This is a genomic window from Frankia sp. CeRuru1 (assembly GCF_977966315.1).
Genome location: NZ_CDWWEW010000100.1, coordinates 1 through 14,443, shown reverse-complemented (window position 1 = coordinate 14,443; position 14,443 = coordinate 1). Strand labels below are relative to the sequence as shown.

Below are 14,443 nucleotides of genomic sequence, written 5' to 3'. Positions count from 1 at the left end.
CCTCCGGAGGGCGCCAGAACCCAGGCGGTCAGGGCGGTCAGGGCGAGCACGACCGCGATCGAGACCGCGACGAGCGGGAGACGCGGGATTCGGCCGGCTCGGCCCCCGGGGCGCGCGGTGATCCAACCGGCGACGCGAGATGGACGACCCGGGCCAGGCCCACCGCCGTCGTCCGCCCGAACACGCGCGTCCGGTACCTGCCCGTCCCAGGCTGGGACGTCCCAGGCCGGCACGTCCCAGGCCGGCACGTCCCGGGCCGGCACGTCCCGGGCCGGCACGCCTCGAGCCGGCACGCCTCGAGCCGGCACGCCCCAGGCCAGGACGTTCGTGTCCGGCGTGTCCAGCCCCTTACCGGCCGGGGCCTGCCGCCCGTGCCAATGGAACACGGTCGTGGTGGCACCGTCCGGACGTGCCCGCGCCGGGTCCGCCCGGTCCCCGGCGGGGCCTGTGACCGGGCCGCCACGCGCGTCGCAAGAAGCACCGTTGCGGCGGATGTGGACCAGCTCGGTGGGGGAACCCTCGCTGGGGGAACGGAGCATCCGCGTCGTCGTGTCACTTCGGCGACGGCGCAGCGGGAGCAGCCGGGCGTCCAGCCACTCGCCCCGGGACGGGGTCGGCATGCCGGCGCTTCCACCGGCGAGCCACCGATCGGCCGAACGGGGCGGATCCGCCTCGGAGTGGCGCACCGTGCCGTCCTGGTCCGAGGATGGCGATCCGTCCACCGGCCAGCGGCCGGCCGGAGGGTCATCCGACCAGGAGCGCCCGCGCACCCGCATCACCCCAGTCGTACGTTTCTACCTATAAAGTCATTTTTATTCATGTAACGCAAAAGTACGGTCAAGGGCGGCACTCTCCCCGATCCGGTGACTCGCAACGAGGTCCGCCATCACCGTCGACACCTGAGCCGAGACTCGTTCGGTAATCCGAGAGTGATCGCCAAACAGTAACAACCACCGACGAAGTGTGCCTTCGGCGGCCTCGGCTTATCACGCAGTGCAACGATCGACCATCCGTAGACCAACCCTCCCGCTCCGAGAGAATCGTTCGACAGGCGCACCCGACCCACCGAAACCGTCATCCGGTCCCAGAGTCACCGGAGTCAGGGGAGTCACGGGAGTTACCGGAGTCAGACGCATGGGAGGCCCGCGGGGTTGTGGGGTCTATGCCGCACGCGCGGGTTCGTAGGGACACCACCAGCCGGCAAAGGCCCATACGGTACCGTTGCCACGGGATCACGCCCGCACGCACGTTCGCGGGCGAGCAGCGACGTCCTCACCCGCGTGAGAACGCGCCGCCCGCGCAGCCGGACCGCCCGGTGGCTGCCCCCACCGGTCACGACCAGCCGGCCCGCGGGACGGCTGTCCCGGGTCGCCCGGAGCGCATCGCGGTCCCGCGACGACCAGGCCATCGACGCCCATCCGCCCCGAGTGCGTCCGGACCGGGGCATGAGCACGGGAGACGCAACAGCCTTGAGCATCGAGATCGCCCAGACCAGCGAGATTCCCGACGTGGCGGACATCCCCGTCGTGATCCTGTGCGGCGGGATGGGAACCCGGCTGCGGGAAGCCAGCGAGAAACTACCCAAGCCGCTGGTGGACATCGGCGGCAAGCCGGTGCTGTGGCACATCATGAAGACCTACGAGCACTACGGCTTCCGTAAGTTCGTGCTCTGCCTCGGCTACAAGAGCGATCTGATCAAGAACTACTTCCTCGCCTACCGTGCGCAGGTCGCCGACTTCACCCTCACGCTCTCCGACGACCACACCCCCCAGTTCCACAACACCGTGGGCGACGAGGCGTGGGAGGTGACCTTCGCCGAGACGGGCCTACTCACCGGAACCGGAGCCCGGCTGCGCCGGGTCGCCCAGTACCTGACCGGCCCGCGGTTCATGCTGACCTACGGCGACGGAGTCGGTGCCGTCGATATCGGCGCGGTGCTCGCCGACCACCTGGCGTCGGGGCGGATCGGGACGGTCACCGGCGTCCGGCCGTCGAGTCGCTACGGCGAGCTGACCACGGACGGCAACGCCGTCACCCTCTTCGCCGAGAAGCCGCCGCAGACCGGCTGGGTGAGCGGGGGATATTTCGTCTTCGAGCGCGAGTTCATCGACAAGTACCTCGACGACGACCCGGCACTGCTGCTGGAGCGTCACCCGCTGCAGCAGCTGGCCCGGGACGGTGAGCTGACCCTGCACACCCACGACGGATTCTGGATGGGTATGGACACGTTCCGCGACTGGACCGAGCTGAACCAGCTCTGGGATTCCGGTGCCGCGCCTTGGCGTGTCTGGGCCGGCTGAGGTTCCGGACGGGTCCAGCGATGAGCGATTCCTCCCGCGGCTCCGGCGGTCCCGAGCCGAACGGTTCCCCCCTGAGCGGTTCCGACCCCGGCGGCGCAAGCGAGTACGCGGCGACGGCAGGCGCCGACCCGGGTACGTGGCTGCACGACCTGGTCGCCACCCTGCTGCCCCCCGCGCGCAGCATCACCGGGGACGGTGTCCGCACGACGCTCGCCACCGTCGCGCGGGCGCTCGGCCCGGAGCCCGCGCTCACGGTGCACGAGGTCCCCAGCGGGACACCGGTCCTGGACTGGACCGTGCCCCGGGAATGGAACGTCACCTCGGCCCGGTTGACCGGCCCGGACGGCAAGACCATCGTCGACGCCGCTGACAACCCGCTGCACCTGCTGGGGTACAGCACACCGGTCCGCGCCCGGCTGTCCCTCGACGAGCTGCGCCCGCACCTGTTCTCGATGCCGGACCGCCCGGACTGGGTGCCCTACCGGACCTCCTACTACACCGAGAACTGGGGCTTCTGCCTGACCGACCGGCAGCTCGCCGCGCTGCCCGACGGCGAGTACGGCGTGGAGATCGACACCACCCTCACCGCGGGGTCGCTGACCTACGGCGAGATCGTGCTGCCCGGGACCACGGACGACGAGTTCCTCATCACGACCCACACCTGCCACCCGGCGATGGCGAACGACAACTGCTCGGGCATCGCCACGGCCACCCTGCTGGCCCGCACCCTGGCCAGGCTGCCCCGCCGGCACACCTTCCGGCTGCTGTTCATCCCCGGCACGATCGGATCGATCACCTGGCTCGCGCGCAACCGCGACACCGTCGGGCGCATTCGGCACGGGCTGGTGCTGACCGGCCTGGGCGACCGTTCCGACCCGACCTACAAGCGCAGCCGGCGGGGTGACGCCGTCGTCGACCGGGCCGCGGCCGCGGCGCTCGCCGAGACCGGGCGGCCGCACCGGGCCATCGACTTCTCCCCCTACGGCTACGACGAACGGCAGTTCTGCTCCCCCGGTTTCGACCTGCCCGTCGGCCGGTTCGGGCGGGGCCAGCACGGCGACTATCCGCAGTACCACACGTCCGCGGACGACCTCGACTTCGTGACCCCGGAGTCACTGGCCGACTCGTTCGCGATCCTGCTGCGGACGATCGCCATCTGCGAGCGCGACCGCATCTGGCGCAACACCGCCCCCTACGGGGAGCCGCAGCTCGGCCGGCGAGGCCTGTACCGCGCCATCGGGGCCACCATGAACCGCCAGGCGATCGAGATGGGCCTGCTGTGGGTGCTGAACCTGGCCGACGGCACGCGCAGCCTGCTCGACATCGCCGACCGCGCGGACCTGCCGTTCGACACCGTCGCGGCGGCGGCCGACGCCCTGGCGGGCGTCGATCTGCTCAGCGACGTCACCAGCGCCGCGCCCGCGGGAGCCCAGCGGTGACCGACACCGCTGTCGCCGTCACCAACGGCGCGGGGAGCACCGGGAACAGCGGCCCGGTCTGGACGATCGTGCTGGCCGGCGGCGGCGGCACGCGTTTCGGCGGGCCGAAACAGTTCTTCGACCTCGGGGGTGAGCCCCTGCTCGCCCACCCGGTCGCGGCAGCGCGGCCCGCCAGTGACGGCATCGCCGTGGTCGTCCCCGCCGCCCTGATCGGCCACTGGTCACCGCCGGACGGAGTGCGGGTCGTCGCCGGCGGCGCCACCCGGGCCGAGTCCGTCCGGGCGGGGCTGGCGGCCGTGCCCGCGGACGCCGGGATCATCGTGATCACCGACGCCGCCCATCCGCTCGCGACTCCCGCCCTGTACCAGCGGGTCGTCGACGAGGTCCGCGCCGGCGCCGACGCGGCCGTACCCGGCCTCCCGCTCACCGAGGTCGTCAAGGAGATCCACTCGACGGTGATCGACGGCCTCCCCGACGACACCCCCCGGTTGGTCACCGGGGCCTCACTGCCGCGGGAGACTCACCGGCTCGTGCAGACCCCGCACGCCTTCCGGGCGGACCTGCTGCGCTCCGTGCACGCGGGGGCCCGCGAGGCCGTCGAGGACTCGGCGATGGTCGCCGCGGCCGGCGGCCTGGTCGTGGTCATCCCCGGCGAGCCGGCGAACATCCATGTCACCACGCCGGACGAACTCGCCATGGCCCGGCTGCTTCTCACCCATGTTCGTTCCGAGGGGGAACCTGATGAGTTCGGTACTGGTCGAGTCCACGCTGTCCGATGACGAGCGGCGGGCGAGGCTCTACGCCGGCGAGCTGTTCGTCTACGCGCCCAGGCCCGCGACGCGGGAGTTCGTCGAGTTCAGCCGCGCCCTGATCCGCGAGGCCTTCGGCGATCTCGACCCCGAGACGGCGCAATACCACATGCCGGTCGAGGACTACGCGGCCCTGCTCGCCGAGCTGAAGCCACGGTTCATCCACCACCCCACCTGCAAGGAGCTGCTGCCGGCGATTCTCGCCGAGCACGGCTGCGACCTGTCGAAGACCTACTTCGACGTGCCCCGGCTGCGGACCTCGACGTCGGACGACTACCTCACCTCGGGCATCGCCTACGCCTTCCACCCGCACCGCGACACCTGGTACTCGGCACCGTTCTGCCAGCTCAACTGGTGGATGCCGATCTTCGACATCGTGCCGGAGAACGCCATGGCCTTCCACCCGCGCTACTTCTCCCAGGGCGTGAAGAACGGTTCCCGCGACTACGACTACTACGAGTGGAACGCGAAGAACCGGGCCGACGCCGCGAAACACATCAAGTCCGACAGTCGCAAGCAGCCCAAGCCCGAGGAGGAGGTGGAAATCTTTCCGCAGACCCGGGTGGTCGCCCCCTCCGGCGGAATAATGATCTTCTCGGCGGCCCAGCTGCACTCCTCGGTGCCGAACAACTCCGGCCGCACCCGGTTCAGCATGGACTTCCGCACCGTCCACTTCGACGACGTGGTCAACCACGTCGGAGCGCCAAACGTCGACGCGGAGTGCACCGGCACGACCATGCGGGACTACCTGCGTGGCACCGACCTGAGCCGGATCCCCGAGGACATCTGCCTGACCTACGACACCGCGCCACCGCGGGAGGACGCGGTACTGGTGTTCTCCCACCAGAACGCCTGATGGCGGCCCCGAACGGATCGGGCGCGGGCGCAGGCGCGGACGGCCCGGCGGCGGACGAGGTTCCGCTCGCCGGGCAGGTCGCTGTGGTGACCGGTGCATCGAGCGGCATCGGCCGGGCCACCGCGCTGCTGCTGGCCTCGGACGGAGCCACCGTCCTCGCGCTTGGGCGCGACCAGACCCGACTCGATGCCCTCGGCAAGGAGGCGAGCGGGCCAGGCACCCTGACGCCGGTGTGCCTCGACCTGACCGACGACGCGGCCGTCGTCGCGTTCACCGCCGAGGTCACGGGCCGCTACGGCCGCGTCGATCATCTGGTGCACAGCGCCGGCGCCTACGGAAGCGCCCGGGTGGACGCCGTGTCGCTGGCCGATCTCGACGCCCAGTACCTCGCGAACGTCCGGGCACCGTACGCGCTCACCCAGCGACTGCTGCCGGCGCTGCGGGTCGCTGGGGCCGACCGCGGCGCCGACATCGTCATCGTCAACTCCACCCAGGGCATCCGGGCCGGCGCGGGCACCAGCGTGTTCGCCGCCACCCAGCATGCCATGCGGGGGTTCGCCGACAGCCTGCGCCAGGAGATCAACGCCGACGGCATCCGGGTGACTACCATCCATCTCGGCCGTACGGCGACCCCGCGGCAGGAGGCGATCTACGCCCGGGAAGGCCGTGAGTACGCGCCCGAGCTACTCGTCCAAGCGGCCGACGTGGCCGATCTCGTCGATTACCTGATCCGGCTCCCACCCACCGCGGAGATCACCGAGCTACACCTGCGGCCGGCGAAGAAGAGCTACTGACGCGCTCCCGCTGCGCAACGACTCGGGGCCCGTGGGCGCGCCAGAGCCCACGGGCCCCGAGGCCTAGAAGTCCGCCGACGGCACGGTCCCGGCCTCGGGACCAGGACCAGATCCAGGACCAGATCCAGGACCAGGCAGATCCTGCACAACCGCCACAACGGCGATGATGACCGGTCCGAACCCGAGGCAGACCAAAATCGAATATCACCGCGGCGATGACGCCGTCCTGGTACGACAAACGCGTGTCACCGCCAGGCGGGTTCCCGAGCTGGGTCCCTCGTGGCGGCACCGATCTACACGGATGCAAACCGATGACTGTCGGGTCGGACGACCGCTATTATTCACCGCCCGCGCCGGGTTCGAAGAGCCCCCACCAGCTGGCTGCGAGACGTGACGAAGACGGGACCGTGCGCTCCGGAAACGGCACGGAGACCGCCTTGCGAGACGGCACGAGGGCCCCGGATACACTGAACCGCCCGCGCCGTCCGCCCGTCGCGCCAGCTATCCGACGTGCCGACGTGCCGACGTGCCGATGGGCTTCCATCGCCGGGCCCCGCCGCCGGGCGCGGCGCCCGGGAGCCCACTGACCAGGAACGGGGGACGGGAACCAGTGGTCACCACCACGCTCACGACCAGGATTCCACGGTCGTGGGTGATCCCGACCCAGGAGGCCGGCAGCGGGAAGTCGGTCAACGACGCCACCCTCCGGATGCTGACGATTCTGCTCTTCTGCGAGATCTTCCTGCAACGGATCGCTTTCCCGGTGGGCAGTTCACAGGTTCAGGTAATCCTGCCGATCACCTATGTCTGCGCGGCCTTGATGCTGCGGCGCGGAGGTCTGACGTACAACTCCGGCCGGGTGACCACCTACCTCGTCGCGATGACGGCATGTTCGGCCTCGGCACTCGTCTCCTTCCTCCAGCAGAACGACGACACGTCCTTCACCTCGTTGTTGCTGCTGCTGGCGACATACGTGCCGTTCCTCTTCGGCCTGCGCGGCGCGGACGCCCGCGCTCTCCTGCCCCGGCTGCTGGACCGTTTTCTAATCATGATCACGGTGCTCGCCGGTCTCGCCCTGTTCCAGTTCGCCATTCAGCTCGTCGGCGTTCCATACACCGACGTCGTCAAGAACGCCGTGCCGTCGCAGTTCCTGATGCAGGGGTTCAACACGTCCTACCCCGTGCAGTATGGCTCGTCGCTGTACAAGTCGAACGCCTTCATCTGCCTCGAGGCGTCGTTCTGCTCGCAGTTCCTCGGCTTCGGTATCGTGGTCTGCACACTGCGTAACGGCGGCTGGTGGCGCATGATCATGTTTGTGCTGGCCATCCTGAGCACCGTTTCTGGCACCGGTCTGCTCCTGCTGGCCTGCGCGGGCGTCCTGCTGGCCGTTCACAAGGGCGCCCGATTCGCGCTCACCGCCCTGCTCGGGGTGAGCCTCGTGGCGCTGATCATCAGCTTCACCCCGGCGTCGGATATCTTCGCCGCGCGTGCCACGGAGACGTCCTCATCGACGTCTAGCGGCAGCCTGCGCTTCGTCCAGCCGTACCAGCGGACCTGGGACGCGCTCGGCAGCGATCCGATGACGGTGGCGTTCGGCTGGGGGCCCGGGTTCGCCGACCGGGACGCCGCCGCGTTCTACCACCGCACCGGACTACCGCTGAACTACGCCCTCCTACCCAAGCTGATCCTCGAGTACGGCGTCGTCGGGACCACCGCGTTCATCGGTCTGGTGGTAGCGATGTTCGTACGCGGCTCGCAGTCGTTCGTGCTCTCCGGGTCTGTGTTAATCTTCTATAGCGTGCTGTCCGGAGGCCTGCTGGCCCCGGTCGTCACCGGGCTCGGCCTCCTGCTCGTCACCTGGTTCACGGTGACCCCAGAGGAGGCCGTCAGGCTCCAAGGGGATCCGGGAGCGTCGTCACCGCCGCTCCCACCGGCTCCCGTGCCGGGCCGGTCCTTCGCCGCGATCTGACGCCGCGATCTGACCCACGGCACGGCACGCGCGACCGCACCACATCGCGCGGATGGCGCCGTCCACACAGACCGCCATCCCGCCCGTGCTCGCCGCGGGTCCCCGTGTCGAGCCACCGAGGACGGACTAACGGTTCCGCTCGCCTCACCATCGCGATGGCCGGAACTGGGACCGGGACTGGGCATACCACGAGGAGCCGGTACGACGAAAAGCCGGACGGTCAGATTACGCTGACCGCCCGGCTCGTCATACCGGCGTTGCGCCTCCTGGAATCCAGGGCCGTCTAGAATCCAGAGCCGTCTGGAATGAATCAGGGAACCTCGGGGCCCCGGACCCTCGCGGCTACGGGCTGTCCTAACGCTTGCCGGGGCGGGCGTAGCGGTCGGTGGCCTCCGAGTCCACGCCGCCGCCCCGCTTGCTCACCGGAGCCGAGTCCCCCACCGGGGAGTTGGAGGTGATGGTGTCGACCGACGAACGACGCTCCGGGGCCGCCGCGACGGCCCGGCGGATGCCGGTCCGGCCGTCGTGCACGACGCCCACGACTCGCTCGGCGAGCGCCGGCCAGTCCCGCGGCACCTGCTCGAGCTCCTTGAGACTGGTTTCGGTGGAGGTGATGACCACGACGGCGTCGGCCTGGATGGCGGAGGCCGCGGTCATCGGCAGCTCGGCCAGCGCCGAGGTGACAAGGATGACGAGGTCGACGACCGGCGCCCGGTCGGCGAGGATCGGGGCGAGGCCACCAGGCCGGGCGGCCCGGGCCGGCGACACTCGGTTGTAGAGGATGTGCCCCCGCCCGGTGCCGGACGAGCGTGCCAGGCAGGTCGGCTCGTGCGCCCAGCGAGGCAGCTCCCCGGAGGTCGCTCGGGGCAGTCCCTCGAGAACTCCCCGCACCTCGGACGACGGCGAGGTGTCCAGGATCAGGACGACGCCCTGATCATCGGACCAGGCCGCGGCCACGGAGGCGACGAGGTCAGCGGTCAGGTCCCCCCGCGACGCCGGGGTGAACGCGACCACCTTGCTCGTCGGGGACATCACCGCGGACATCGCCGAGACCAGGGTCTCGGCCGCGCTGGCGGTGGTCCGTCCCGGCGCCAGGACTGCGATCAGCGGCACGCCCAGGGTGTCGGACGGGTTGTGCGGGTCGAGGATCGTGGGCCGGCGCTGATACATGATCCAGATTGCCGCGATCGAACCGAGCAGCCCGACGATCGCAGCGACCAGCGTGTTACGGAACAGGTTCGGCCCGCTCTGGCCCCCGGCGACGGGCGGCTCGGCCAGTTTGATCGACGTGCTCGCCAGCGCGGAGGCGGTGCGGGCGGTGGCGATCTGCGTGTTGAGGTTCGCGATCTGCGTGTTGCGGACGGTATTGTCGACGCTCCCGGCAATACCGGCTCCCTGACCCGCGGCGGCCTGCTCCGCCACCAGCCCGTCACGTAGCTTGATCATGGCGCTGATATTCGCCTGGCTGTTGGGGCCGTAAGTCGTCAAGAGCTTGCTGTAGGCATCCTCGGCCGACTTGACCAGCGCGTCCGCCCCCTGCTGGCTCGAGCCCTTCCCCTCGATGACGAAGAAGTAGCCCTCGTCGGACGGCGAGGTGCTGAGCCGGGCGGCGACGTCCACCTCGGGCAGCTTGAGTTCCTTCGCGATCTCCGCGACGGCCGCCGAGGACTGGGCGAACTGCGCCTGGGTCTGCACGAAGCGGGTCGCGTCGACCGAGTTGGCACCGAGCGTACCCGAGTCCGTCGAGAGGAAGACCCGGGCACTCGACCGGTAGGTCGCCGTCTGCGTCTTGGAGTAGGCGGCCGCCAGAGCCGCGAAGATGACCACGACGATGGCGACGACCAGCAGCCGTGGCTGGAGGATACGAAGCAGGGACGGGGCGGAGGGAGCCCGGCTGGTCTCGTTGCCCGCCTGCACGTTGCGACTCATGACGCACCCGCCACGGACTCAGAACGAGCGGACCGGGCCCGCACCCGGATCGGAGTGCCGGTGAGACGACGCAACGACTCCTCCAGCGGGACATGAAGCGAACTCAATGTGGCCCCCCACAGGAGCATCCGGCCCGATTGCCGGACCACGGTCTAGATCTGACGGAACCGATTTGTGAGCATAGCCGATAGCGGATAGTAAACGGTCTATAGCTATGACTGACGCCGCACGGACGCTCAGGTGCCCCGCCCACCACGCCGCGATCCGGTTCCGTGACCAGGCCGGCGAGGGCCGTGCTCCGGAGCGACATCCACATCCTCGACATCATCCACGGGATCCATTCGATGGTCAGATTCGCCGGCGTTCGACCGTCTCGACCGGCGTGCGTCGCTCATCCCGGCCCGGCGCGGGCGCGGCAACTCTCGTCCTCCCGGCCCCGCCGGGGCGGGAGCAGGCCCGGAGCCGCCCCGCGCCGCCCGCGCCGCGTCCCGTAGCGCGGCCTGCTCCACGTCGTGCTCCCGACCGAGCCGGCGGAGCAGTACAAACCACACCGGTGCAATGGACCAGAAAGCGATGTTATAGCCGACGACCGCGCCCCGCGCGCCCCCGACAAGCAACCCAATGATGGGAAAACCAAACAACATTGGCGCAAAGGCTGCATTGACCCAGAATGTGATCTTGGTTTTTCCGAGTGCGTAGACCATACATGCCGGTCCGACCGCGACCGACGCGGCCAGATAGTGCAGGATCGACAGCCCCAGGATGTTCTTGACGCCATCCCACGAGTCGCCCAACAACACCTGACCGTAACGTTCCGGAAGGAGGTAGAAGATCAGGCTCCACGCCGTGCCAATGGCGAGGACGAGGGCCGAGAGAGCGTAGGCGGCGCGCTCCCGGGCGTGGCGGGTCATGGAGGTCCGCTTGGAGAACTCCGGCAACGCGAAGCTCACGACCCCCACCCCGACCACCGTGGTCGGGCCGAGCAGCGTGCGCGCGCCTTGCAGGGCGCCCACCGTCGCCAGTGAACCCACCGCTCCGATCACCAGCAGCGAGGTCTGCATCGCGCCCTGGACAGTGATGAACTCCGCCGCCAGGTAGGCGGAGTTCGACTTGTTCCTGCGAAGCCATCGAAGGGTCTCGCCGGGCGACGGCCAGAAGCCGGCCTGGGCTATCCCCAGCAGGGCCGCGACGAGAGCCGAGGCCCCCCAGGCGAGCAGCAGCGGCGGGGATGCGGTCACACCGCGGTGGATGAGCAGGAAGATCCCGAGGATCTGGACGACCGCCCAGACGGTGTCGTTGACGAAGGCGCCGAAGGGCTTCCCCATCGCGAAGAAGACATAGCGCCACGCATCCTGCAGCAGCAGGCCGGGCAGCACGAGGCCCATCGCCGACAACGACGACCCGACCGGGCCGCCGAGCAGCAGGCCCAGGCCGACGAACGTGATTCCCACGGCCACGCCGAAGACGAACGACGAGCCGGTGGTGGCGGTGGCCGCCGCCCGGAAGTCACTCCGGGTGACACTCGAGTAGAACATGCTCAGCGGCATGCAGCTCCCGGCACGGACCAGGCCGATGACGATGGAGAACAACGTGTACGCAATACCGAACGCGCCGTACTCGACGTCGCTGACCTGATGGGCAATCAGGAACGAGATCGCGGCGTTCGTCGCACTGGAGACGGCCTGGTCCATCAGCGTCCAGATCGCCTTCGACCTGGCTCCGCCACGGCCGCCGGGACCCTCGCCGCCCGGACCCTCGCCGCCGGTCAGATCGTCCGCCAGGCCCTCAGCCCCGTTACCGGGCCCCGGCCCGAAGGACGCGGCCGCGGCACGCTCGCCGCCGCCTGCCGCGGCGAGCCTTCGTCGGCCGCGGGACCGCGCGGCGCCCGCCCCGGGAGATCGGCCGTCACGCCCGGCGGGGGGCTGGCGCGGAAAGATCTGCGTGCTCTCCGGGTCGGTCTCGTCGGTTCGGCGCGCCCGCCGGTCCGAGCGGCGATGCCGGGGAGCCTGCCCCTCGACCCGATGGAGGAGCTCGGTCTTCTCCGCCCGCAACCGGCGTTGCAGCGCGCTCAGGTCCATCGTGGCGGTGACGACGCCGGGCGGTGGCTGGCCGGCACCCGGACGGACAGGGGGCGTCACCGGGCGGGATGACGGCTGGGACAGGTGCGGGTCGCCGACGGGCGGCTGGATCGCGGGCCCGGACGGCCCGGGCCCCGGCCGCGGCGCCGGAGCGGGCTGCGGGCGGACCGGCCCCGTGACCACCTCGAAACCCTCGCCGGGTCGGCGGTCGCCACGGCGTTCGAACCCTTCGCCGGGACGTTCGGTCCGCTCGCCGGGACGCTGCCCGGTCGCCCGCGCGGGGCGCTGCGATCGTGGCACGTACCGGGTCTCATCAGGGGAACCCTCGGATGGGGAGTCGTCCTCCCCACCCGGGGCTCTCAGGTCCCCGTCGCTGTCCGTCATACCCGCTCTCCCGACCAGCCCGACCGGCTCGGCCAGCCCAGCGAGCAGGGTCCGCACAACCGCGGACGGAAATAACGACGGCCTGAGACCACGATGGGTTGCCTACAGCACTACGGGCCGGGGAACCGGCACGATGAAGGAGCCGCCGCGCGCGGCGTACTCGGCCTGCTGGGCGATGATCTCCTTCTTCACGTTCCACGCAAGCAGCAGCAGGTAGTCAGGCTGCCGCTCCAGCAGGACGGCGGGATCGAGGATCGGCAACCGGGCGCCGGGCAGGTACCGGCCCTGCTTGTGGATGTTGCGATCGACGACGAAATCGAGCAGGTCGGTGCCGATGCCGCTGGAGTTCAGCAGGGTCGCTCCCTTGGCCGCCGCGCCGTAGGCGGCGATGGTCCTACCGTCGGCGCGCAGCGAGCGCAGCAACGCCACCAGCTCGTCCTGCACGGCGCGGACGTCGTCGCCGAAGCTGGCGTACCGGTCGAACGTGTCGAGCCCGGCGGCCCGCTCGGCGTCGAGCACCGCCGCCACCGACTCGGCCGGCTCCGCGGCGGCGGTGTGCTGCATGCTCCACCGCAGGGTGCCGCCGTGCAGCTCGGGGAACTCCTGGACGCCGACGAGCGCGAGGCCGTGCCGGCGCATCAGGACGTCGACCGCGATCGTGGAGAAGTAGCAGAAGTGCTCGTGGTAGACCGTGTCGAACTCGGTGTGGACCAGCAACGCGCCGACCCCGGGGTTCTCGACGTCGACGAGGCCGCCGTCGGCGAGCAGGATCGAGAAGCCCTCGACGAAGCTGTTGAGGTCCGGGACGTGGGCCATCACGTTGTTCGCGATGATCACATCGGCCTTGCGGCCCTCCGCGACGAGCTGGCGGGCGAGCTCCGCGCCGAAGAACTCCTCGCGGGTCGGCACGCCCGCCTCCCGGGCGGCCGCGGCCGGGCCGGGGGTCGGCTCGATCCCGAGGACCGGGATGCCCCGCTCGACGAACGCCTTCAGCAGGTAGCCATCGTTGCTGGCGACCTCGACCACCAGGCTGTCCGGCCCGAGGTTGCGGCTCGCGATCAGGTCGATCACGTGCTTCTCCGCGTGGCGGACGAGCATGTCGGAGAACGAGGAGAAGTAGGGATAGTCCTCGTCGAAGATCTCGGACGCCGGCAGCTCGTGGGTGAGCTGCACGAGTGCGCAGGCCTCGCAGAAGCCGACCTCAAGCGGGAACGACGGATCGGTTGTGTCGAGGGCGTCGGCGCGCACCAGGCGGTTGGCGATGGGGGTGGACCCCAGGGAGAGGAACAGGCGCGGGGCCGGTCCGCCGCAGGACCGGCAGGCGGTTACCGCCGTGGCGAGGCCGCCGGGAGCATCCTGCTTCTGGGTCGCGTCGGCCTCGGCGGTGCCACTACCGCGCTGGGCCGGGGTTGCGGATGACATGCGTTCCCCTAGGTGAGGTGTCGACATCGATCTTCACGATCTGGTGGACGGGAATGGCTGTGCCAGCCGGCCGCGAGGCCGAACGAGAGGCCGAACGACATGATGACCGCCCATCCGACCAGAAGGACGCGACGGTCCCGCGAACAACATGATCTTCGTGAAGCCGGGACGGGCCGCCACGCCGCCGGGCGATCGCCGGCGAAGGCACGGAGGAGAGCGCGAACCCCGGGCGTGCGAGCACCGGTCATCGGCCGGACACCCGCCACCCACCGCCGCAGCGGCGACCGCCGGACGAGCGCTCGTTTCCGTCGGCGAGATGCCACCGCCGGCACCGCCGACGGCAGCCCGATGATTTTCCGGCGAAGATCGGCGGTCACGGGTGCTGCGCACGCCGGGTCATGCTAGCCGGTGGACACCACCCCCCACCTGACCCACAGTCGCCGAGAGGAAGCCGTGGCACCAC

9 protein-coding genes and 1 pseudogene are annotated in these 14,443 nt (G+C 70.2%); 6 read left to right on the top strand and 4 right to left on the bottom strand.

Annotation, left to right across the window (positions count from 1 at the left end):
- Positions 1–620: pseudogene (locus tag AC08OP_RS09975) on the bottom strand (hypothetical protein); the annotation flags it as partial.
- 825 nt (positions 621–1,445) lie between these two features.
- Here AC08OP_RS09975 and AC08OP_RS09970 point away from each other — a divergent pair.
- The 6 genes from AC08OP_RS09970 to AC08OP_RS09945 all read left to right on the top strand — a co-directional run bounded on the left by AC08OP_RS09970 (position 1,446) and on the right by AC08OP_RS09945 (position 8,167).
- Positions 1,446–2,300 carry a sugar phosphate nucleotidyltransferase gene (locus tag AC08OP_RS09970; protein WP_476613933.1) on the top strand — a complete coding sequence of 285 codons (855 nt, stop codon included), beginning with the start codon at positions 1,446–1,448 and terminating at the stop codon, positions 2,298–2,300.
- Between the two features lie 20 nt (positions 2,301–2,320).
- Positions 2,321–3,739, top strand: a complete 1,419-nt coding sequence (locus AC08OP_RS09965) for a DUF4910 domain-containing protein (protein ID WP_476613932.1) — start codon at positions 2,321–2,323, stop codon at positions 3,737–3,739.
- Positions 3,736–4,518, top strand: coding sequence for an IspD/TarI family cytidylyltransferase (locus AC08OP_RS09960; protein ID WP_476593092.1), 783 nt, complete (start codon positions 3,736–3,738; stop codon positions 4,516–4,518). Before AC08OP_RS09965 ends, AC08OP_RS09960 begins: the two co-directional genes overlap by 4 nt.
- Positions 4,481–5,404 carry a phytanoyl-CoA dioxygenase family protein gene (locus tag AC08OP_RS09955; protein ID WP_476613931.1) on the top strand — a complete coding sequence of 308 codons (924 nt, stop codon included), beginning with the start codon at positions 4,481–4,483 and terminating at the stop codon, positions 5,402–5,404. The genes AC08OP_RS09960 and AC08OP_RS09955 overlap by 38 nt, the downstream gene beginning before the upstream one ends.
- Positions 5,404–6,198 carry an SDR family oxidoreductase gene (locus tag AC08OP_RS09950; protein ID WP_476613930.1) on the top strand — a complete coding sequence of 265 codons (795 nt, stop codon included), beginning with the start codon at positions 5,404–5,406 and terminating at the stop codon, positions 6,196–6,198. The genes AC08OP_RS09955 and AC08OP_RS09950 overlap by 1 nt, the downstream gene beginning before the upstream one ends.
- 610 nt (positions 6,199–6,808) lie before the next feature.
- Entirely contained in the window at positions 6,809–8,167 is a 1,359-nt protein-coding gene (locus tag AC08OP_RS09945; RefSeq protein WP_476613929.1) for a hypothetical protein, read from the top strand.
- Positions 8,168–8,521: 354 nt separating this feature from the next.
- On the opposite strand, the gene AC08OP_RS09940 is transcribed toward AC08OP_RS09945, so the two are convergent.
- The 3 genes from AC08OP_RS09940 to AC08OP_RS09930 form a co-directional block, all read right to left on the bottom strand.
- On the bottom strand, positions 8,522–10,096 hold the full coding sequence (locus AC08OP_RS09940) for a Wzz/FepE/Etk N-terminal domain-containing protein (RefSeq protein WP_476613928.1): 1,575 nt from the start codon (positions 10,094–10,096) through the stop codon (positions 8,522–8,524).
- Positions 10,097–10,332: 236 nt separating this feature from the next.
- The gene (locus tag AC08OP_RS09935; protein ID WP_476613927.1) at positions 10,333–12,558 is read right to left on the bottom strand and encodes a hypothetical protein; all 2,226 of its coding nucleotides are present in this window, start codon (positions 12,556–12,558) and stop codon (positions 10,333–10,335) included.
- Positions 12,559–12,660: 102 nt separating this feature from the next.
- Positions 12,661–13,980 carry a methyltransferase domain-containing protein gene (locus AC08OP_RS09930; RefSeq protein ID WP_476613926.1) on the bottom strand — a complete coding sequence of 440 codons (1,320 nt, stop codon included), beginning with the start codon at positions 13,978–13,980 and terminating at the stop codon, positions 12,661–12,663.
- Positions 13,981–14,443 lie beyond the last annotated feature (463 nt).